This is a genomic window from Streptomyces sp. R-74717, assembly GCF_047305335.1.
Taxonomy (GTDB): Bacteria; Actinomycetota; Actinomycetes; order Streptomycetales; family Streptomycetaceae; genus Streptomyces; species Streptomyces atratus.
Window position 1 is genome coordinate 2836664 of the sequence record NZ_CP102361.1, and the last position, 22146, is coordinate 2858809.

The 22146-nt window shown below is 69.1% G+C and carries 12 protein-coding genes and 1 pseudogene; 3 read left to right on the forward strand and 10 right to left on the reverse strand.

Going from position 1 to position 22146, the window contains the following annotated elements; all coding sequences use genetic code 11:
• Position 1: 1 nt before the first annotated feature.
• Positions 2-874, reverse strand: coding sequence for an AraC family transcriptional regulator (locus NRF20_RS12650; RefSeq protein WP_398634140.1), 873 nt, complete (start codon positions 872-874; stop codon positions 2-4).
• 81 nt (positions 875-955) lie between these two features.
• Between NRF20_RS12650 and NRF20_RS12655 the strand changes: the two genes are divergently transcribed.
• From NRF20_RS12655 to NRF20_RS12665, 3 genes are all read left to right on the forward strand, one after another.
• Entirely contained in the window at positions 956-5638 is a 4683-nt protein-coding gene (locus NRF20_RS12655) for a DEAD/DEAH box helicase (protein WP_398634139.1), read from the forward strand.
• Between the two features lie 120 nt (positions 5639-5758).
• Positions 5759-6559, forward strand: coding sequence for a DNA-formamidopyrimidine glycosylase family protein (locus tag NRF20_RS12660; RefSeq protein ID WP_398634138.1), 801 nt, complete (start codon positions 5759-5761; stop codon positions 6557-6559).
• Positions 6560-6595: 36 nt separating this feature from the next.
• Complete coding sequence (locus tag NRF20_RS12665; protein ID WP_398634137.1) at positions 6596-7360, forward strand: SDR family NAD(P)-dependent oxidoreductase; 765 nt, start codon at positions 6596-6598, stop codon at positions 7358-7360.
• Between the two features lie 73 nt (positions 7361-7433).
• On the opposite strand, the pseudogene NRF20_RS12670 reads toward NRF20_RS12665, so the two are convergent.
• The 9 genes and pseudogenes from NRF20_RS12670 to NRF20_RS12710 all read right to left on the reverse strand — a co-directional run.
• Positions 7434-7706 (reverse strand): annotated as a pseudogene (locus tag NRF20_RS12670) (hypothetical protein); the annotation flags it as partial.
• A 383-nt stretch (positions 7707-8089) separates the two neighbouring features.
• The gene (locus NRF20_RS12675; protein ID WP_114247014.1) at positions 8090-8473 is read right to left on the reverse strand and encodes a helix-turn-helix domain-containing protein; all 384 of its coding nucleotides are present in this window, start codon (positions 8471-8473) and stop codon (positions 8090-8092) included.
• Between the two features lie 109 nt (positions 8474-8582).
• The gene (locus tag NRF20_RS12680) at positions 8583-9092 is read right to left on the reverse strand and encodes a CinA family protein (protein ID WP_398634136.1); all 510 of its coding nucleotides are present in this window, start codon (positions 9090-9092) and stop codon (positions 8583-8585) included.
• The gene (pgsA, locus tag NRF20_RS12685) at positions 9089-9880 is read right to left on the reverse strand and encodes a CDP-diacylglycerol--glycerol-3-phosphate 3-phosphatidyltransferase (protein ID WP_398634135.1); all 792 of its coding nucleotides are present in this window, start codon (positions 9878-9880) and stop codon (positions 9089-9091) included. The genes NRF20_RS12680 and pgsA overlap by 4 nt, the downstream gene beginning before the upstream one ends.
• A complete protein-coding gene (gene rimO / locus NRF20_RS12690; protein ID WP_398634134.1) occupies positions 9877-11352 on the reverse strand; it encodes a 30S ribosomal protein S12 methylthiotransferase RimO in 1476 nt (491 codons plus the stop codon). The genes pgsA and rimO overlap by 4 nt, the downstream gene beginning before the upstream one ends.
• Before the next feature lie 146 nt (positions 11353-11498).
• Positions 11499-12299, reverse strand: a complete 801-nt coding sequence (locus tag NRF20_RS12695) for a helix-turn-helix domain-containing protein (protein ID WP_413752595.1) — start codon at positions 12297-12299, stop codon at positions 11499-11501.
• 204 nt (positions 12300-12503) lie between these two features.
• A complete protein-coding gene (locus tag NRF20_RS12700; protein WP_398634132.1) occupies positions 12504-15284 on the reverse strand; it encodes a DNA translocase FtsK in 2781 nt (926 codons plus the stop codon).
• Positions 15285-15536: 252 nt separating this feature from the next.
• Complete coding sequence (locus tag NRF20_RS12705; protein ID WP_114247009.1) at positions 15537-16214, reverse strand: two-component system response regulator; 678 nt, start codon at positions 16212-16214, stop codon at positions 15537-15539.
• A gap of 244 nt (positions 16215-16458) precedes the next feature.
• On the reverse strand, positions 16459-21888 hold the full coding sequence (locus NRF20_RS12710; protein ID WP_398634131.1) for a HAMP domain-containing protein: 5430 nt from the start codon (positions 21886-21888) through the stop codon (positions 16459-16461).
• Between the last annotated feature and the right edge of the window lie 258 nt (positions 21889-22146).

Sequence of the window (22146 nt, forward strand, 5' to 3'; positions counted from 1 at the left end):
GCTATGTGGGCAGGTCGCGCCCGGTCTTGTACGTTCTTGCACGTTCGCGCCGGTACGCGCCGGGCGGCACTCCCACGATCCGGGTGAAGTGACGGTTGAGGTGCGGCTGATCGGTGAAGCCGACCTCGGCGGCTGCCTCCGCAGGTGCCGTTCCCGCGTCGAGCATCCGGCGCGCGGCCCGCACCCGGGCATCGGTGAGCCAGGTGTGCGGCGGCATCCCGTACTGCTTCTTGAAGGCCCTCAGCAGCGCGAACGGGCTGGTGCCGAGCTCCGCCGCCAGCTCCTCCAGGGTGGGCGGCTCCGCCATCCTGCCCTCCAGCACGGCGCGGGCCCGCGCCGCGTCGCGGGCACCCGCCGAGCGAGGCACGCGTGCGGGCAGTGCGCTGCCGTGCAGGCTCAGCAGCCGCGCGACCATCACTCGCAGCACGGTGTCCGCGGCGAGTGCGTTGCCCTCCTCGGCGGCCCGGTGGACCTCGCCGATCAGCCGGGCGGCGTACGGGTCCATGACGCTGGTCTCGGTGAAGCCGACCGTGCCGCGCAGACTCATCGTATCGGCCGCGATGTCGTTGATCACCTGCGTGGACGGGTACAGCGTGGCGTACACCCAGCCCTCCGGAACACCCGCGCGGGCGGTGTGCGGCACCTCCGGATTGATCATGACTACGGTGCCGGGGCCCGCATGTACGACGGTGCCGCCGGGCAGCCCGACGTCCTCCACCCCTCGGGTGATGGTGCCGAAGACATAGCCCTCGTGGCTGTGGCGCGGGAAGGTGTGGCGCACGTACCGGGCACGCAGCAGATCGAGGTCGGGCAGCTCCGCGTACTGCCAGTGCCTCGCCCACTCCCCGGACCCCGACTCCGGTATTGCCACCATGGACGAATTCTCGCAGCTCCCGGGCTCGGTCGCCGATGGCCGTCACAGCCGTTGTCAGTGCCGGGGTGCACGATGGGGGACATGGCCGGCTCTGCGCTCGACTCGTTCTCCCCTGCGACCCGCAACTGGTTCGCGGGTGCCTTCAGCGCGCCCACCGCCGCGCAGGAAGGCGCCTGGCGCGCGATCGGCGAGGGCTCGGACGTGCTGGTCGTCGCGCCGACCGGCTCCGGCAAGACCCTGGCCGCGTTCCTCGCCGCGCTGGACGGTCTTGCGTCCGTCCCGCCGCCCGCCGAGACGAAGAAGCGTTGCCGCGTGCTGTACGTGTCGCCCCTCAAGGCCCTCGCCGTCGATGTCGAGCGCAATCTCCGCTCACCGCTGACCGGCATCCGCCAGGAGTCGGTACGTCTGGGGCTGCCCGAGCCCGAGGTCCGGGTGGGAATCCGCTCCGGCGACACCCCGCCCGCCGAGCGCCGCTCGATGGCGACCCGGCCGCCGGACATCCTGATCATCACGCCCGAATCGCTGTTCCTGATGCTCACCTCATCGGCCCGGGAGGCACTGTCCGGCATCGAGACGGTGATTCTCGACGAAGTGCATGCCGTGGCGGGTACGAAGCGGGGTGCCCATCTCGCCGTATCGCTGGAGCGTCTCGACGAGCTGCTGCCGCGGCCCGCACGGCGGATCGGCCTGTCGGCGACGGTCCGTCCGGTCGACGAGGTGGCGCGCTTCCTCTCACCGCAGCGGAAGGTGGAGATCGTCCAGCCACCGTCCACCAAGCGGTTCGACCTGTCGGTGGTCGTGCCGGTCGAGGATCTGGGCGAGCTCGGCGGCTCCCCCGCCACCGACACCGACCAGGCGGGCCAGGCGGACAAGCCGTCGATCTGGCCCCATGTCGAGGAACGCATCGTCGATCTCGTCCAGGAGCATCGCTCCACCATCGTCTTCGCCAATTCCCGCCGCCTCGCGGAACGGCTCTGCAACCGGCTCAACGAGATCGCGTACGAGCGAGCCACCGGCACTGTGCTCGATGCACACGGCTCCGCCACGACGCTGCCGGAAGCACACTCCCCGGCCGAGATCATGGCCCAGTCGGGCGCGGCGAAGGGCGCCCCCGCGCTCCTCGCCCGCGCACACCACGGCTCGGTTTCCAAGGAACAGCGCGCCCAGGTCGAGGAGGACCTCAAGGCGGGCCGGCTGCCGGCCGTGGTCGCCACCTCCAGTCTGGAGCTGGGCATCGACATGGGGGCGGTCGATCTGGTCGTCCAGGTGGAGTCGCCGCCGTCGGTCGCCTCCGGGCTGCAACGGGTCGGCCGGGCCGGGCACCAGGTCGGTGCGGTCTCCACCGGAGTGGTATTCCCGAAGTACCGGGGCGATCTGGTGCAGGCTGCCGTGGTCACCGAGCGGATGCGCGAGGGGTCCATCGAGGCGCTCCGGATCCCGTCCAACCCCTTGGATGTGCTGGCCCAGCAGCTCGTCGCCATGGTCGCCCTGGACACGTGGCAGGTGGATGATCTGCTGGCTTTGACACGTCGCGCGGCCCCCTTCGCCTCGCTCCCGGAGTCGGCATTCACGGCCGTGCTGGACATGCTCGCCGGACGCTATCCGTCCGATGCTTTTGCCGAGTTGCGCCCGCGTGTGGTCTGGGACCGGGTGGCCGGTACGGTCACGGGCCGCCCAGGCGCCCAGCGACTCGCCGTCACCTCCGGAGGGACCATCCCCGACCGCGGGCTCTTCGGGGTCTTTCTCGCCGGCGCCGACCCCAAGAAGGGCGGCGGCCGGGTGGGCGAGCTGGACGAGGAGATGGTGTACGAGTCCCGGGTGGGCGACGTCTTCACACTGGGCACCACGTCCTGGCGAATCGAGGACATCACCCGCGACCGGGTCCTGGTGTCGCCGGCCCCCGGGGTTCCCGGCCGGCTGCCGTTCTGGAAGGGCGATCAACTGGGCCGTCCGCTGGAGCTGGGGCGCGCGCTCGGCGCGTTCCTCCGCGAGATCGGCGGACTGTCCCAGGAGGATGCCCGGCAGCGTCTGCTCGCCGCCGGTCTCGACACCTGGGCCGCCGACAACACCCTGTCGTACATCGACGAACAGCGCCGCGCCTGCGGTCACGTACCGGACGACCGGACCATCCTCGTCGAGCGTTTCCGTGATGAGCTGGGTGACTGGCGGGTCGTCGTCCACTCCCCGTTCGGCGCGCAGGTACATGCCCCGTGGGCGCTGGCGCTGAATGCCCGCCTCGCCGAGCGGTACGGCATGGACGCCCAGGTGATGCATGCCGACGACGGCATAGTGCTGCGGCTGCCCGACGCAGACCTGATGGGCCTGGACCTCCTGGACTTCGATCCGGCTCAGGACCCGGCCCAGGATCCGGCACCGTTGCCGGGCCCCTCGTACGACAGCGGACAACCGCCCGTCGGCGCTGCGGACGTGACCTTCGATCAGGGCGAGATCAACCGGATCGTCACCGACCAGGTAGGCGGATCTGCCCTGTTCGCCTCGCGGTTCCGCGAATGCGCGGCGCGCGCCCTGCTGCTGCCGCGGCGCAGCCCCGGCAAGCGCACCCCGCTCTGGCAGCAGCGCCAACGCGCCGCGCAACTCCTCCAGGTCGCCTCCGAGTTCGGCTCCTTCCCGATCGTTCTGGAAGCGGTCCGCGAATGCCTCCAGGACGTCTTCGACGTCCCCGGGCTGACGGAACTCATGGGCGACCTCGAAGCACGCCGTGTCCGGCTGGTCGAGGTGACCACCCCGGAGCCCTCGCCCTTCGCCCGCTCGCTCCTGTTCGGCTATGTCGCCCAGTTCCTGTACGAGGGCGACTCGCCCCTCGCCGAGCGGCGGGCCGCCGCCCTCTCCCTCGACTCCCACCTCCTGGCCGAGCTCCTCGGCCAGGCAGAACTGCGCGAACTGCTCGACGCCGACGTCCTGACCGAGCTGGAGCAGGAACTCCAGTGGCTGACCGAGGACCGCCGGATCAAGGACATCGAAGGGGTCGCCGATCTCCTTCGGGTCCTCGGTCCGCTCACCGAAGCGGAGTTGGCCGAGCGCGGCGCCCAGCCGCTCTGGGCTCCGGAGCTGTCCGCTGCCCGCCGGGCCATCCGGGTCCGGATCGGCGGAGCGGACCACTGGGCCGCGATCGAGGACGCGGGACGGCTGCGCGACGCACTGGGCACTGCCCTCCCGGTGGGTGTCCCCGAGGCTTTCACCGAACCGGTGAAGGACCCACTCGGTGATCTCCTCGCCCGATACGCGCGTACGCACGGCCCGTTCACCTCCACCGAAGCCGCCACCCGTTTCGGCCTCGGCACCGCTGTCACGGACGGCGCACTGCAGCGGCTCGCCGCGACCGGCCGGATCGTCCAGGGCGAGTTCCACCCCGCCGGCATCGGCCAGGAGTGGTGCGACGCCACCGTGCTGCGCCGACTGCGCCGCCGCTCGCTCGCCGCGCTCCGACATGAGCTGGAGCCGGTCCCGCCCGCCGCCCTCGCCGGCTTCCTACCGCAGTGGCAGCACCTGGGCAACCACAGCCTGCGTGGCATCGACGGACTGGCCCGCGCCATCGAGCAGTTGCAGGGTGCTCCCGTCCCGGCGTCGGCCCTGGAGAAACTGATCCTGCCGGGCCGGGTCACCGGCTACTCCCCCGCGCTGCTGGACGAGCTGACCACCACCGGCGAGGTCGTCTGGGCCGGTGCTGGTGCCCTTCCCGGCAAGGACGGCTGGCTGTCCCTCTACCTCGCCGACAGCGCACCTCTGCTCCTCCCGCCCCCGCACCCGCTCGAACTGAGCGCATTGCACGAATCCGTCCTGACGGCCCTGACCGGCGGATACGGACTGTTCTTCCGGCAGATCGCCGACCAGGTCCGCGCCACCACCCACCCGGACTGCACCGATCCGCAACTGGCCGATGCAGTCTGGGACCTGGCCTGGTCGGGCCGGCTCACCAATGACACGCTCGCCCCGCTGCGTTCACTCCTCGGCTCCGGTCGCACGGCAGGATCGACCGCCCACCGCGCCAAACGGAGCGTCCCGCGCGGGCGTTACGGCTCACTCACCGCCGCCGCCCGGCCTGTGTCCCGCACCGGACCACCTACTGTCTCGGGCCGCTGGTCCCTGCTGCCCGCCACCGAACCCGACCCCACGCACCGTGCGCACGCCCTGGCCCGCACGCTTCTCGACCGCCATGGGGTGGTGACCCGCGGCGCGGTCCAGGCCGAAGGCGTCGAGGGCGGCTTCTCCGCTACGTACCGCGTCCTCTCCGCCTTCGAGGACAACGGGCAGGCCCGGCGCGGCTATGTCGTCGAGGGCCTGGGAGCGGCCCAGTTCGCGATGGACGGCGCGGTAGACCGGCTGCGTGCCACGTCCGCCGTCCGCGACCGTACGGAGCCGGGCGCCGCACCCCACGCCCTGGTCCTCGCCGCGGCGGACCCGGCCAATGCCTATGGCGCGGCCCTGCCCTGGCCCGAGCCGCCGGACGGCGCCGGGCACAAGCCCGGCCGCAAGGCGGGCGCCCTGGTGGTGCTGGTCGACGGCGAACTGGCGATGTACATGGAGCGTGGCGGCAAGACGCTGCTGGCCTGGCCCACCGACCCGGAGGACCCGGCACTTCTCGCGGCTGCCGGGGCACTGGCGGCAGCCGCCCGTGCGGGGGCACTCGGCACAGTCACGGTGGAGCGCACCAACGGCGCCTCGTCCCTGACCTCCCCGCTCGGCCGCACGCTGGAGGCGGCCGGATTCCTGGCCACCCCGAGGGGACTCCGCCTGCGCGCCTGAACAACCTGCACACCTCACGCCTCGTAGGCCACTCCGCCCGCCGCCAACACCATCCGAACCACCCCACGCCGCCCCCGCCCAGCACGCCACACTCCCCACCCGACCCCGCATCATGGAGGCATGCCCGAAGGAGACACCGTCCTGCAGACCGCCAAACGTCTGCACACCGCACTCGCCGGCCGGGTCCTCACCCGCTCCGACCTGCGCGTCCCCCGGTTCGCCACCGCCGACCTCACCGGCCGGACGGTTCTGGACGTCACCTCGCGCGGCAAGCATCTCCTCACCCGTATCGAGGGCGGCCTGACCCTCCACAGCCATCTGCAGATGGACGGCGCCTGGCGCATCTATGCTCCGGGCGAGCGCTGGCGCGGCGGCCCCGCCCACCAGATCCGCGCCGTGCTAGCCAACGCGGAACACACCGCCGTCGGCTACCGGCTCCCGGCCCTCGAACTTCTCCGCACCCGGGACGAAGAGAAAGCGGTCGGTCACCTCGGCCCCGATCTGCTGGGCCCCGACTGGAGCGCCGAAACCGCTCTGCACAATCTGCTCAGCGACCCCGCCCGCCCCCTGGGCGAGGCCCTCCTGGACCAGCGCAACCTGGCCGGAATCGGCAACATCTACAAGGCCGAGCTCTGCTTCCTCGCCCGTGCGACCCCTTGGCTCCCCATCGGCGACCTGGCCGCCCCCACCGCCGCCCGTCTTGTCACCACGGCCAAACAACTCCTCGAAGCCAACCGAGACCGCCCCATGCGCACGACCACCAGCGCAGCCCCCCGCGGATACGGCGCGAACGAACGGCTCTGGGTCTACGGCAGGACCAACCGCCCCTGCCTGCGCTGCGGCACACCCATCCGCACAGCCGATCAGGACGCCCGCCCCACCTACTGGTGCCCGCGCTGCCAATCGGGCCCCACAAGCTAGTTGACGATCCGTCAGATCCAGTCGTACCGTCCGGTCATGTCCCTCACCGCGTACGACCTCACGGGCCGCTCCGCGTTCATCACCGGCGCGGCGGGTGGCATCGGCCGCGCAGGCGCCATCCTGCTCGCAGCGGCGGGCGCCACTGTGCACTGCGCGGACCACGACGAGAAGGGCCTGCTGGAGACCCGGGACCTGATCGCCGAAGCGGGTGGCACATCCCACATCCACACCCTCGATGTCACCGACCGCAGCCGGATCAAGGCCGCGGTGGCCGCCGCGGGCAACCTCGACATCCTGGCCGCCGTAGCCGGAATCATGCATACGAGCAGCGTCCTGGAGACCGCGGACGACGACCTCGATCGCGTCCTCTCGGTCAATTTCAAGGGCGTTCTGTACGCCTGTCAGGAAGTTGCCCGCAGCATGATCGCGCGCGGCGCACCCGGCTCGCTGATCACCATGGCCTCGGGAGCGGTCGACGCCGCGAGCCCCGGGCTGCTCTGCTACAGCGCGGCCAAGGCGGCGGTCGTCCAGCTGACGAAGACCCTCGCAACCGAGCTGGGGCCCCATTCCATCCGTGTCAACGCCGTCGCCCCGGGCTGGATCCGTACGCCCATGACCGCCCGCCACGACGCGGAACAACAACAACGGGCGGAGGCCACGATGGCGCGGATCTCCCCGCTCGGCCGGGTCGGCGAGCCCGAGGACGTCGCCCACACCCTGGTCTACCTGGCATCCGATGCCTCGGCCTTCATGACCGGTCAGATCCTCCGCCCGAACGGCGGCGTAGCCATGCCTTGGTAGTCCGCCAGGCCCGGCCACCGCACCGCACCCCAGCAGCGGACCATCGATTCACGCACCGCATCCCAAGTGCGGACCACCGCCGCAGGCACCGCGTCCCGGTGTCGGACCACCAACCCGCACACCGCATCCCAAGAGCAGACCACAGCCCCGCACCCGCATCCGCCACGCGCGCCCCCGTCGGCCCAGCGGCCGCGGCCACATGCACGGGCAGGAGGCTCAGCCCCCATCCGCCCGCCGCCACCGCACCCTCGACAAGCCCCGCATGGGCCGGTTCCAGCACGAGCCGCAGCACGGCCCACCACCACACCCCGCCGAGAACGAGCGCCGGCACCCATCGCCGTACCATGGCTGCCTCCTCCGGCCGAACCTAGTCCGGCCCGCTCGCCCGGCGGGAGGGCGCATCGGTGCACCACCGGCGCGCAGTGCGCTGCCGCAGACCGTTGTGCGCTCTCCGCCCGGGACATCCGGGCTTGCTCCGGATCGCGGCTCCACCCGGGCCAGAGGCACTCAGGCACCCCGGCGCAGGCCACAGCAAGACATGTCAGGCCACGTCAGACCGTGTCGGGCCACCGTGATCTTCCTGATCAATGCCTCTTACTCGCAGTCTCACCCAGACACTCCCGAGCCGCATCCAGAACCTGACCACGCCCACCCGCCCCGGACCATGCAGAAGCCCCGGCCGCCCCCTGAGGGGCGGCCGGGGCTCCGCTTCACACCGGACCTCGCGGGTCAGGCGGCGACGACATCCACCGCTTCCGCGGGCGCCTTGATGGTCACCCGTCCCGTCGGCACGCCTGCCACCGACGTCACGGAGACGGAATTGAGCATTGGACGTACCGGCACAGGCACCGGATCGCTGACTGCTGCCGACTCGGCCAGTTCGGCCAGCGACAGCTCATCGCTCACTTCACGCATGAGCTCGGACATCCGTACGTCAAGCGCGTCGCAAATAGCGGAGAGCAGCTCGGAGGATGCCTCCTTCTGCCCCCGCTCCACCTCGGAGAGATAGCCGAGCGAGACTCGGGCGGACGAGGAGACTTCGCGCAGAGTACGGCCTTGGCGCTGGCGCTGCCGACGCAGCACGTCACCAAGCAGGCGACGGAGCAGAATCATCGGTGGCTCCCTCCTCGGACCGCGTAGCCGCATCCTTCACGCCCCACCGTACCGCCTTGCGCCGCGGCCGTGCGGGGAGCGATGTCGTGTTCACTCAGGGCTGCAAACATCAATTCCCCCCGTTCTGTTCCGTATCCTGTGCGCTTGCATTCTTGCCGAGTTCGGCGGAGAGCAATGCCAGCACGCTCCGTACACTCGCTCTACGGATGTCCGCACGCCCGCCGTTCAATCGCAGCGCGGTCACCTTCTCCGCGCCGTCCGGCCCGGCCACCGCAACATAGACCGTGCCGACGGGTTTGCCGTCCTGCGGCTCGGGGCCCGCAACGCCGGTGGTGGCCATACCCCAGTCTGCCCCGAGAACGCGGCGCGCACCTGCCGCCATCTGCCGCGCCACCTCCGGGTCGACCGCACCGTGCTCCGCCAGGAGGACGCCGTCGACACCCAGCAAATCCCGCTTCAGGGGCGTTGCGTACGCCGTCACGGACCCGCGGAAGGAATTCGAGGCACCCGGTACGGAAGTCAGCTCCGCCGCGACCAGACCGCCGGTCAGCGACTCGGCGACGGCAAGAGTCTCACCGCGCTCCACGAGCAGCTCCAGCACCCGGGCCGCGGCAGTCACCGCTCGGCCTCCACCGAACCACGGGCACCCGAGGCCCCGGAGACCGGCCCTGCACCCTCAGCGGCCCCGGACACCCCAGGCCCCGCAGATACCCCGGACGCCCCAGCGGCTCCGGACCCCCCAACAGCCTCCTCCGCGGCGGCCCGCTCGGCCGCGAGCCCCTGGCGTCGCAGCACGACGGCCTGGCGCACATAGTCGAGCCCCGTGACGACCGTCAGCACGACAGCCACCGCCATCACCCAGAAGCGCAGGGTGGCAAGTGGACCGGTCAGCGCCAGGACGTACATCCCGACAGCCGTCCCCTGTGCCAGAGTCTTCATCTTCCCGCCGCGGCTGGCCGGGATCACCGCATGCCGTATCACCCAGAACCGCATCAGCGTGATGCCGATCTCGCGGAAGAGGATCACGCCCGTGACCCACCAGGGCAGATCACCGAGATACGACAGACAGATCAGAGCCGCACCCATGATCGCCTTGTCCGCGATCGGGTCGGCGATCTTCCCGAAGTCGGTGACCAGGTTGTATGTGCGCGCGAGATGGCCGTCGAACAGGTCGGTGATCATGGCGATGGCGAACGCCGCCCAGGCGAACGACCGCCAGACCGGGTCGTAGCCGCCGTTGTGCAGGAGCAGCATCACGAAGCCGGGCACCAGCACCAGCCGCAGCATGGTGAGCAGATTGGCGATGTTCCACAGGCTGGCCTGGTTGACGGCCGCAGTACCCAGCTTGCCGCCGCGGACCGGCTTCGCGCCGGAGCCGCCTGCCGCGGATGCCGGGACTCCCGTCATCTGGCCGCCTCCACGAGCTCGGAACACTCGGCCACCAGGTCCACTCCTTCGGTGCCCACAACCTTTGCCTCGACCATACGGCCGGGCACGAGGCCCTCGCGTGCGGTGAAGAGCACCTGGCCGTCCGTTTCGGGGGCCTGGTGCGCCGCGCGCCCCACCGCACCGTCCTCTTCGTCCACGGACTCGACCAGCACCTGCAGGGACTCGCCCAGGCGCTCCTCGGCGCGCTGCGAGGTCAGTTCCTCGGCCAGCTGCGAGATGTGCGCGAGCCGCTCCGCGATGACGTCGGCGTCCAGCTTGTTCTCGTAACCGACCGCCTCGGTTCCCTCCTCGTCGGAGTAGCCGAAGACGCCGATGGCGTCGAGCCTGGCGCCGGTGAGGAAGCGTTCCAGCTCCGCCAGGTCGGCCTCGGTCTCGCCAGGGAAGCCCACGATGAAGTTGGAGCGTGCACCGGCCTGCGGCGCCTTGCTACGGATGGTGTCCAGGAGCTCCAGGAAGCGATCGGTGTCACCGAAGCGGCGCATCGCCCGCAGCACGCCGGGGGCCGAGTGCTGGAAGGACAGGTCGAAGTACGGGGCGACCTTCGGGGTCGAGGTCAGTACGTCGATGAGGCCCGGCCGCATCTCCGCCGGCTGAAGATAGCTGACCCGGATCCGCTCGATCCCCTCGATGTCGGCGAGCTCCGGCAGCAGCGTCTCAAGCAGCCGGATGTCGCCGAGGTCCTTGCCGTACGAGGTGTTGTTCTCGGAGACCAGCATGACCTCCTTCACTCCCTGCTCGGCCAGCCAGCGGGTCTCCCCCAGCACGTCCGACGGGCGGCGCGAGATGAAGGAACCGCGGAAGGAAGGAATGGCGCAGAAGGAGCAGCGGCGGTCGCAGCCGGAGGCAAGCTTCACCGAGGCGACGGGGCTGGTGCCCAGCCGGCGGCGCAGCGGCGCCCGCGGCCCGGAGACCGGAGCGACTCCGTCCGGGAGGTCCTCGGGGGCGGGGGCCGGTGCGGCCTCCTGTGCGTGCCCCGGCAGGGCCACGGCGGCGTCCTGCCGCTCGGCCGGGCTGATCGGCAGGAGCTTGCGACGGTCGCGCGGGGTGTGCGAGGCGTGGATGCCACCGTTGAGGATGGTCTGAAGGCGGTCGGAGATATCGGCGTAGTCGTCGAATCCGAGGACGCCATCCGCCTCGGGCAGGGCCTCGGCGAGGTCCTTGCCGTAGCGCTCGGCCATGCAGCCGACGGCGACCACGGCCTGGGTCCTGCCGTGGTCCTTCAGATCATTGGCTTCGAGAAGGGCATCGACGGAGTCCTTCTTGGCGGCCTCGACGAATCCACAGGTGTTGACGACGGCGACATCCGCGTCGGAGGCATCCTCGACGAGCTCCCAGCCGTCCGCTGCCAAGCGGCCTGCGAGCTCCTCCGAGTCCACCTCGTTACGGGCGCAGCCAAGAGTGACAAGGGCGACGGTACGGCGTTCGGGCATGGGCTCAAGACTACTTTGTCCCGGCACTCGCCCTGCCGTGCAGGGTTCCACCGTCACACCGAGTGACAAAGCAGGCGAGCGCCCGGCAGGATTGCCGGGCGCTCGCCGTGTTGCTGATGCCGCTTGGGAAACCGTGCGTGTACGGGTCAGCCGACCGCCGGGTCGCCCTTCGTGTACGAGAGTCGCTCGACCTGGCCCGGCTGGAACTTGTCCTCGACCTTCTTGCCGTTCACGAAGAGCTCGATGGACCCGGCGTCACCGAGGACGAGGTCGACCCGCTCCTGGTCCTGGAAGGTCTTGGACTGGCCCTGCAGCAGCAGCCCGTCAAAGAGCAGTCGCCCGTTGTGGTCCTTGGCGGAGATCCAGCTCTTGCCCTGGCTGGCGCTGAGCTTCACCGTCACCTTGTCCCTGGGGGCCGCGGCGATGGCACTGTCGGAGGGCTGCGGCTTGGGGTCGACGGGTTTGCCGGTCTTCGGCTTGGGGCTCTTCGTGTTCGGCGTCGAGCCCTCCGCGACCTGTGTGGTCGTGGAGGCGTCGTCGCCGCCTTTGAAGAAGGTGAAGCCGACGAAACCGACGACAGCGACGATCGCGGCGACCATGGCCGCCGTCCAGTTGGGCCGACGGGGTTCGGAACGGATTCTCTCGGCCTCGAACAGCGGCGCCGCGGGCGTGGGTGCGGGACGGCCGCCGTGCTCGGCGTCGTACTGCGAAACCAGCCGTTCCGGATCGGCCCCGACGGCACGCGCCAAGGTACGGATATGGCCGCGCGCATACACGTCGCCGCCACAGCGGGAGAAGTCGTCCTCTTCGATCGCGTGCACGATGGGGATGCGCACCCGGGTGGACGAACTGATCTCTTCGACCGTGAGACCTGCGGCGATACGAGCCTGCTGGAGCACTCGACCGATCGAAGGCCGGTCGTCTTCGGGGGAGTTGCCGATGGACACGGGGGCGCCTTTCGAGCGTGAGCCACCTGCTGGGTGTTCAGTCTAGGGGGGGTACGAAAGGGTGGGGCAACCGGGAGGAAGGACTTTGTACGCCATCAGACTCGAACGTCGTCCGATTCTCTGGGACACCCCTGGAAGGACAATCTTGCCGCCCCTCCCTTCAACTTGACGTACGACCCGACGAAACGGTTGCCCGTACTTCTCCTATGAAGCGGTTTCCCCGCGGATCAGTGCCAACACCCCGTCCAGCTCGTCCGGTTTCACCATGACGTCGCGCGCCTTGGATCCCTCGCTCGGCCCGACGATGTTCCTCGACTCCATCAGGTCCATCAGCCGGCCGGCCTTGGCGAAGCCGACCCGCAGCTTGCGCTGAAGCATCGAGGTGGACCCGAACTGGGTGGAGACGACCAGTTCGGCGGCCTGGCAGAGCAGATCCAGGTCGTCGCCGATGTCCTCGTCGATCTCCTTCTTCTTGGCGGTGCCGACCACCACGTCCTCGCGGAAGACGGGCGCCATCTGATCCTTGCAGTGCTGGACGATGGCCGCGACCTCGCCCTCGGTAACGAAGGCACCCTGCATACGGGTGGGCTTGTTGGCCCCCATCGGCAGGAACAGACCGTCACCCTTTCCGATGAGCTTCTCGGCGCCGGGCTGGTCAAGGATGACGCGGCTGTCGGCCAGCGAAGACGTCGCGAAGGCGAGCCGGGAGGGCACATTCGCCTTGATCAGACCGGTGACGACGTCGACCGAGGGCCGCTGGGTCGCAAGCACCAGGTGGATACCGGCAGCGCGGGCCAGCTGGGTGATACGGACGATGGAGTCCTCCACATCACGGGGAGCGACCATCATCAGGTCGGCCAGCTCGTCGACGATCACCAGCAGATACGGGTACGGCGAGAGCTCGCGCTCGCTGCCCTCCGGCGGCTTGACCTTGCCGTTGCGTACGGCCTGGTTGAAGTCGTCGATGTGCCGGTACCCGAACGCTGCGAGATCGTCGTACCGGAGGTCCATCTCCCGCACGACCCACTGGAGAGCCTCGGCGGCGCGCTTGGGATTGGTGATGATCGGCGTGATCAGGTGCGGGATGCCCTCGTACGCGGTCAGCTCGACCCGCTTGGGGTCGACCAGCACCATCCGTACATCGTCCGGCGTCGCCCGCACCATGACCGAGGTGATCAGACAGTTGATGCAGGACGACTTGCCGGAACCGGTCGCACCGGCCACCAGCACGTGCGGCATCTTCGCCAGGTTGGCCATCACATATCCGCCCTCGACGTCCTTGCCGAGCGCGACCAGCATCGGATGGTCGTCCTCGGCGGCGTCCGCGAGGCGCAGCACATCGCCGAGGTTGACCATCTCCCGATCGGTGTTGGGGATCTCGATGCCGACCGCCGACTTGCCCGGGATCGGGGAGATGATCCGGACGTCGGGACTGGCGACTGCGTACGCGATGTTCTTGGCGAGCGCGGTGATCCGCTCGACCTTCACCGCGGGGCCGAGCTCCACCTCGTACCGCGTGACCGTGGGTCCACGGGTGAAGCCGGTGACGGCGGCGTCGACCTTGAACTCGGTGAAGACGTTCGTCAGGGACGCGACGATCGCGTCGTTGGCGGCGCTGCGGGTCTTGCCGGGCCCGCCTCGTTCCAGCAGGTCGAGCGAGGGCAGTGAGTACGTGATGTCGCCGGAGAGCTGCAGTTGTTCGGCGCGGGCGGGCAACGGCTCGGACTGCGACCGGTCGGGCGCGGGCTTCGTCAGATCGGGTACGCCGCCCGAGGCCACCGCCCCCTTCTCCGGTTTCCCTCCCCCGCCGGCGGGTTCGCCCTCCCTGGCGCCCGGCACCGGCGTGCCCGGGCGTTCGCGCTCGACGGAGACGCCCTGGGTGAGGTCGGCAACGATCGGCGAGGGCGGCATGCCGTTGAGCACGGCCCCGTCGAGCGCAGCGGCCGCGGCGGCCGCGACATCCACCGCGTCCATGGTGCGGTTCATCGTGGGCTGTACGGAGGGCCTGCGCGGCCTGCGGCGCTTGGAGAGCGCGTCGGCTTCCGCCTGCTCGGGGTCGTACTCCGCGGGCGCTTCGGAGCGGCGTGCGGAGGAGCGGCGGGAGCGGGCGGGCAGCGCCTCGCGCCACTGCTCGTCGTAGCGCTCGTCGTCGCTCTCCTCGTCCGCGTCGGGGTCGTACACCGGGTCGAGGATGCCCAGCTTGGTGCCGAGCAGCCGGAGCCGTTGCGGAATGGCGTTCACCGGGGTGGCGGTGACGACCAGCAGTCCGAAGACGGTGAGCAGCAGCAGCAGCGGTACGGCGAGGACCTCGCCCATCGTGTAGACCAGCGGCTTGGAGGCCGCCCAGCCAATGAGTCCGCCCGCGTCCTGCATCGCCGTGGTGCTGTCTCCCCGGCCGGGCGATCCGCACGCGATGTGGACCTGTCCGAGCACCCCGATGACCAGGGCCGAGAGCCCGATGACGATGCGGCCGTTGGCCTCGGGCTTCTCCGGGTAGAGAATCAGCCGTACGGCGATGGCGCCGAGCAGTATCGGCACGAGCAGATCGAGTCGGCCGAAGGCTCCGGTGACGAGCATCTCGACGAGGTCGCCGACGGGCCCGCGCAGATTCGACCAGGTGCCCGCGGCGACGACCAGCGCGAGACCGAGCAGCAGCAGCGCGATGCCGTCCTTGCGGTGCGCGGGATCGAGTCCCTTGGCGCCGCGCCCTATGCCACGGAACATCGCGCCGACGGCGTGGGCCGCACCGAGCCAGACGGCGCGCGCCAGGCGGTACACACCGCCGGTGGGCGACGGTGCCGGTTTGGGCGCGGCCGCCTTCTTGGCCACCGCCTTCTTGGCGGGGGCCTTCTTCGCGGGCGCGGTCTTCTTCGCAGCGGTCTTCTTCGCGGGTGCGGCTTTCTTTGCCGGCCCCGCGGTACGGCCGACGCGCTTCGCGGTGCCCGCCGTGCCCTGGGAACCCTTGCCGGACGTACGTGAGGCCATGGTGCCGAGGTTACCGGTGTCGACGGCCGTGAACACGTGTGCCTGCCGCTTCACCCGACCGTGTCGCTGTACAGAGGCAGGAAACTGACGCGTCCTCACGCCGCCGCGCCGCTGGATGCCCCTGCCGCCGAACCGTCGAACGGCCGAGACGGCAAGGCAGTTGGGCCGAGCGTCCTGACAACCGCCCGTTCCTCGACCTGAGGTCGTACCGCCGGACCGCTCCCCGCCACGGAGTGGCGGGACGGTACGGCGCTACGAGGGAAGGGCTGCCGCGCCGCTGCCGGTGCCGGGCTCCAGCGCGTCGAGTGCCCGGCGCAGGCCGGTCAGCTTGCGTTCCAGATGGGCGGCGGTGGCCACGGCCGCGGCGTCCGCCGACTCGTCGTCGAGCTGCTTGGAGAGCGCTTCGGCCTGCTCCTCGACGGCCGCGAGCCGCGCCGAGAGCTCGGCCAGCAGCCCTGCGGGCTCCTTCTCGTGGCCCGCGCTGCCGTTGGCATCGCCCTCCAGCTGGAGCCGCAGCAGCGCCGCCTGCTCGCGCAGCTTGCAGTTCTTCATGTAGAGCTCGACGAAGACCGAAACCTTGGCCCGCAGCACCCATGGATCGAACGGCTTCGAGATGTAGTCCACCGCGCCCGCCGCGTAACCCCTGAAGGTGTGATGCGGACCGTGATTGATCGCGGTGAGGAAGATGATCGGGATGTCCCGGGTCCGTTCCCGCCGCTTGATGTGCGCGGCGGTTTCGAAACCGTCCATGCCTGGCATCTGGACGTCCAGCAGAATGACCGCAAAGTCGTCCGTGAGCAGCGCTTTGAGCGCTTCCTCCCCTGACGATGCCCGTACCAGTGTCTGATCGAGCGCAGAGAGGATGGCCTCCAGCGCCAGCAGATTCTCCGGCCGGTCATCGACCAGGAGGATCTTGGCCTTCTGTACCATGGCCCGTCCTCCTCGCCCCGGAATTGCACCGGGCGCCGCCCCAGGGGACGACTCCCTTACGCCGTCCGTCCTTGTGCCGGTCATGGTAGCCGCACCCCGCCCGTCACCACACCCTGTCACCATGATGTCACTGTGCACACAACAGAAACGCGGTGGGGGACCAGAAGGTTCCCCGTACAGCGCCCTCTCACACCCCTGCGAGCACAGCCACTCATCAACTCATCGCGATTCTCTCAATTAGTGATCACTCTCCGCGCATCCACTGCTCCATAACAGAAAGAAGGTGATCGGGATCGACAGGCTTGGTGACATAGTCGGAGGCGCCTGATTCGATCGCCTTCTCCCGGTCACCCTTCATGGCCTTCGCGGTCAGCGCGACGATCGGCAGCCCGGCGAACTGCGGCATCCTGCGGATCGCAGCCGTCGTGGCATAGCCGTCCATCTCCGGCATCATGATGTCCATCAGTACGACCGTCACATCGTCGTGCTGTTCCAGGACTTCGATGCCCACACGTCCGTTCTCCGCATACAGGACCGAAAGACCGTGCTGCTCCAGCACGCTGGTGAGCGCGAAGACGTTACGGATGTCGTCGTCGACGATCAGCACCTTCTCGCCGTGGAACCGGAACGTCCTGCGGACCTCCGGTTCCTCCTGCCCGGCAAGCGTCCACGGCTCCTGCGGAGCAGCCGGGGCCGCGGCACGGGACGGCAGCGCGGGCCGCCGCTCCGCGCTCCCCAGAGTCTTGCGGCGACGCCGCATCAGCCCGGCGGCGCCCGCCGAATCGCGCACGGTGGCCGTCGAGTCGGCGCCCGGACCGGCCTCCGGAAGCAGACCTTCCTCGACTGCGGCACCGTGTGCCTCGATGGGCCCAGGACCGATCTGCGGATAGCCCTGCGGCGGCAACTCGCTCGGGTGCAGCGGCAGATAGAGCGTGAATGTCGAGCCGCGGCCCGGCTCGCTCGCCGCGTGGATCTCGCCGCCCAGCAGCCGGGCGATCTCCCGGCTGATGGACAGGCCGAGCCCCGTACCGCCGTACTTGCGACTGGTCGTACCGTCCGCTTGCTTGAACGCCTCGAAGATCACCAGCATCTTGCTGGACGCGATCCCGATACCGGTGTCGGTGACCGAGAAGGCGATCAGATCGGCATCGGCGTCACGCAGCGAGCCGGCCTCCAGGAGCTGCTCACGGATGGCATTCGGCACATCCTCGTTGGCGTGCCGGATCACCAGCTCGACCGCCCCGCTGTCGGTGAACTTCACCGCGTTGGAAAGGAGATTGCGCAGCACCTGGAGCAGCCGCTGCTCGTCCGTGTGCAGTGTCGCCGGCAGCTCCGGCGAGACCCGTACGGAGAAATCGAGCCCCTTCTCCGCGGTGAGCGGCCGGAATGTCGCCTCCACATAGTCGACCAGCTGGACAAGTGCGATCCGGGTCGGGCTGACGTCCATCTTGCCCGCCTCGACCTTCGTCAGATCGAGGATGTCATTGATCAGCTGAAGCAGATCGGAACCGGCTCCATGGATCGTCTCGGCGAACTCCACCTGCTTCGGCGAGAGATTGCCCTCGGCGTTGTCCGCGAGCAACTTGGCCAGAATGAGCAGCGAGTTGAGCGGGGTACGCAACTCGTGCGACATGTTCGCCAGGAACTCCGACTTGTAACGCATCGAGACCGCGAGCTGCTCGGCGCGCTCCTCCAGGACCTGCCGGGCATCCTCGATCTCGGTGTTCTTGACCTCGATGTCGCGGTTCTGCTGGGCCAGCAGCTCGGCCTTCTCCTCCAGTTCGGCGTTGGAGGCCTGAAGTGCCTTCTGCCGGTTCTCCAGCTCCTGTGAACGGTCCCGCAATTGCTCTGTCAGTTCCTGCGACTGCTCAAGGAGCTTCTCGGTCTTCGTATTGACGCTGATGGTGTTGACGCTCGTCGCGATCATCTCGGCCAGCTGATTGAGGAAGTCCCGCTGGATATGGGTGAACGGCTGGAAGGAGGCCAGCTCGATCACACCGAGAACTTTCCCCTCGAAGAGCACCGGCAGCACGATCACATGCGCGGGCGGTGCCTCACCGAGCCCGGAGGAAATCTTCAGATAACCCGGCGGAACATTGTCCACCTGGATGGTCCGCTTCTCCTCCGCCGCCGTGCCGAGGAGCGTCTCACCGGGCCGGAAGCATGTCGGCATCGATCCCGCCGAGTATCCGTAGCTGCCCCTCATGCGGAGTTCGTACGAGCTGTCCTTGTCGCTGTCCGATCCCACCGTGTCGGTGTCACCGGTCGGCATGGCCAGGAAGAACGCACCGTGCTGCGCGGAGACGACCGGGGTCAGCTCGCTCATGATCAGCGAGGCCACGTCGTCGAGATCGCGCCGCCCCTGCATCAGACCGGAGATCCGGGCGAGATTGCCCTTCAGCCAGTCCTGCTCCTTGTTGGTGGCCGTGGTGTCACGCAGGTTGGCGATCATCGTATTGATGTTGTCCTGCAGGGCCTGGATCTCGCCGGCCGCGTCCACATCGATCTTGAGGTTGAGATCGCCGCGGGTCACCGCGGTGGCGACGGCCGCGATGGCCCGCACCTGACGGGTGAGGTTCCCGGCCATCTCGTTCACGGACTCGGTGAGGTCGCGCCAGGTGCCGTCGACGTCCCGGACCCGGGCCTGGCCGCCCAGCTGCCCCTCCGTGCCCACCTCGCGAGCGACCCGGGTCACCTGCTCGGCGAACGAGGACAGCTGGTCGACCATCGTGTTGATGGTGTTCTTCAGTTCCTGGATCTCACCACGGGCGTCGATGTCGATCTTCTTGGTGAGGTCGCCCTTGGCGATGGCCGTGGTGACCGTGGCGATCTGGCGCACCTGCCCGGTCAGATTGGACGCCATCGAGTTCACGGACTCGGTGAGGTCCTTCCACGTACCGGAGACCCCCGGAACGCGTGCCTGGCCGCCCAGCTCACCTTCCGTGCCCACCTCGCGGGCGACCCGCGTCACCTCGTCGGCGAACGAGGACAGCGTCGTCACCATCGTGTTGACGGTGTCGGCGAGCTCGGCGACCTCGCCGCGCGCCTCGACGGTGACCTTCTTCGTCAGATCGCCGTTGGCGACCGCGGACGAGACCCGGGAGATGTTCCGCACCTGACTGGTCAGGTTGTTGGCCATCAGGTTGACGTTGTCGCTGAGGTCCTTCCAGATACCGGTCGCACCGCGCACCCGGGCCTGACCGCCCAGGATGCCCTCGGTACCCACCTCGCGGGCGACCCGCGTCACCTCGTCGGCAAAGTTGAGCAGCTGGTCGACCATGGTGTTGACGGTCGTGACCAGTTCGAGGATCTCGCCCTTGGCGTCGACCGTGATCTTCTTGGAGAGATCGCCCTTGGCGACCGCTGTGGTGACCTCGGCGATGTTACGGACCTGCAGGGTCAGGTTGTTGGCCATGCCGTTGACGGACTGGGTGAGGTCCTTCCACGTACCGGACACCCCCTGCACCTCGGCCTGGCCGCCGAGGATGCCTTCCGTACCCACTTCACGGGCGACCCGCGTCACCTGCTCGGCGAAGTTCGAGAGCTGGTCCACCATCGTGTTGAGGGTGTTCTTCAGCTCCAGGATCTCGCCGCGCGCGTCCACATCGATCTTCTGCGACAGGTCGCCGCGCGCCACCGCGGTGGCGACCTGCGCGATGTTACGGACCTGAGCGGTGAGGTTTCCCGCCATGCCGTTGACCGAATCGGTCAGATCACGCCACACACCGGCCACGCCGGGCACCTGAGCCTGCCCGCCGAGCCGTCCGTCGGTGCCCACCTCGCGGGCGACCCGCGTCACCTGCTCGGCGAAGGCGGAGAGCTGGTCGACCATCGTGTTGATGGTGTTCTTCAGCTCCAGGATCTCGCCGCGCGCGTCCACATCGATCTTCTGCGACAGGTCGCCGCGTGCCACCGCCGTGGTCACCTGCGCGATCTGGCGCACCTGGGAGGTCAGATTCCCCGCCATGAAGTTGACGGAGTCGGTGAGCTCCTTCCACGTACCGGAAACGCCGTCGACCCGCGCCTGGCCACCGAGGCGGCCCTCCGTGCCCACGTCACGCGCCATCCGCGTGACCTGGTCGGCGAAGGACGACAGCTGCGCCACCATCGTGTTGACGGTGTTCTTCAGCTCCAGCATCTCGCCCGCGACATCGACGGTGACCTTCTGCGAGAGGTCACCGTTGGCGACCGCGGTCGTCACCTGCGCGATGTCCCGCACCTGCCCCGTAAGGTTCCGGAACGCGGTGTTCACCGAGTCGGTGAGGTCCTTCCAGGTCCCCGCCGCACCCGGCACTTCGGCCTGACCGCCCAGCCGGCCCTCGACGCCGACCTCCCGGGCCACCCGGGTCACTTCCGAACCGAAGGACTGGAGCTGGTCCACCATCGTGTTGACGGTGTTCTTCAGCTCCAGCATCTCGCCGGCCACGTCGACGGTGACTTTCTGCGTCATGTCGCCGCTGGCCACCGCCGTGGTCACCTGCGCGATGTCGCGCACCTGAGTCGTCAGGTTCCGGAAGACCGTGTTCACCGAGTCGGTGAGGTCCTTCCAGGTCCCCGCCGCACCCGGCACCTGCGCCTGCCCGCCGAGCAGCCCCTCGCCACCGACCTCGCTGGCCACACGGGTCACTTCGTCGGCGAAGGTCCGCAGTGTCTCGGTCATCTGGTTGATGGTCTCGGCGAGTTGTGCGACCTCGCCGCGGGCGCTCACAGTGACCTTCTGGGACAGATCACCGTTGGCGACCGCGGTCGTCACCTCGGCAATCCCGCGCACCTGGGAGGTCAGGTTCCCGGCCATGGTGTTGACGGAGTCGGTGAGGTCCTTCCACACCCCGGCCACACCGGGCACGGTCGCCTGCCCGCCCAGTTCGCCCTCCGTGCCCACCTCACGGGCCACCCGGGTCACCTCGGAGGAGAACGACGACAGCTGGTCGACCATCGTGTTGACGGTGTTCTTGAGCTGAAGCATCTCGCCGGCCACATGGACGGTGACCTTCCGCGACAGATCACCCTTGGCGACCGCCGTCGTCACCAGGGCAATGTCCCGCACCTGCGCGGTCAGCCGGTACGCCATGGTGTTCACGGAGTCCGTGAGGTCCTTCCAAGACCCGGACATCCCGCGCACCTGGGCCTGCCCGCCCAGCTTGCCCTCGGTACCCACCTCGACCGCGACCCGCGTCACCTGCTCGGTGAACGCCGACAGCTGGTCGACCAGGTTGTTGACCGTACGGGCGACCTTGAGGAACTCACCGCGCAGCGGCCGGACCGTCTCGTCGGCCGTGTGCGACCGCAGCTCCATCCGCTGTTCGAGATCACCGTCGGCCACCGCCGACAGCACCCGCCCGACCTCCGAGACCGGGCGCGCCAGATCGTCGACCAGCTCGTTGGAGGCGTCGATCGCGGCGGCCCAGGAGCCCTCGCAGGCGCCCGTCTCCAGCCGCTCGGTGAGCTTCCCCTCACGTCCGACCACCCTCCGCACCCGGGCCAGCTCGCCGGTGAGATGGAGATTCCGGTCGGCGACTTCATTGAAGACTGCCGCGATCTCCGCCATCACGCCGTCGCCCGAGACGGTCAGGCGCCTGCGGAAGTTCCCGTCGCGCATCGCCACCAGACCTGCCAACAGTCTGTTGAGCGCTGCCGTGTCGACGTCGATGGTTCCATTGCGCTGCTTCTTCACGGACTGTCCGCCTTTTGTGCGCGTGCCTGTTCCCCGCGCCGCCACGCCAGACTCCACCGTGATCCCTCCCGCAGGGGTTGACCGTATCGCTCGGGCCTTATCTGGGAGCTTGCCCAGTTCCTCATTGGCTCACCGCCACAGCCCACCGTCGACGGGTGACCATGCGGACGTCAAATCGTTGAAACGTACCAGGCCCGAACCAATCGGGGTGCAGCCTCCAACGGTTGTCCCGCATCGCCCTGTTGGGAAGCCCACACT

Bases quoted from the DNA above. Each gene is read 5' to 3' on its own strand.
- NRF20_RS12665 (WP_398634137.1), top strand. From the start codon at position 6,596: ATGTCCCTCACCGCGTACGACCTCACGGGCCGCTCCGCGTTCATCACC.
- NRF20_RS12655 (WP_398634139.1), top strand. From the start codon at position 956: ATGGCCGGCTCTGCGCTCGACTCGTTCTCCCCTGCGACCCGCAACTGG.
- NRF20_RS12660 (WP_398634138.1), top strand. From the start codon at position 5,759: ATGCCCGAAGGAGACACCGTCCTGCAGACCGCCAAACGTCTGCACACC.
- rimO (WP_398634134.1), bottom strand. From the start codon at position 11,352: ATGCCCGAACGCCGTACCGTCGCCCTTGTCACTCTTGGCTGCGCCCGT.
- NRF20_RS12705 (WP_114247009.1), bottom strand. From the start codon at position 16,214: ATGGTACAGAAGGCCAAGATCCTCCTGGTCGATGACCGGCCGGAGAAT.
- NRF20_RS12700 (WP_398634132.1), bottom strand. From the start codon at position 15,284: ATGGCCTCACGTACGTCCGGCAAGGGTTCCCAGGGCACGGCGGGCACC.
- pgsA (WP_398634135.1), bottom strand. From the start codon at position 9,880: ATGACGGGAGTCCCGGCATCCGCGGCAGGCGGCTCCGGCGCGAAGCCG.
- NRF20_RS12675 (WP_114247014.1), bottom strand. From the start codon at position 8,473: ATGATTCTGCTCCGTCGCCTGCTTGGTGACGTGCTGCGTCGGCAGCGC.
- NRF20_RS12650 (WP_398634140.1), bottom strand. From the start codon at position 874: ATGGTGGCAATACCGGAGTCGGGGTCCGGGGAGTGGGCGAGGCACTGG.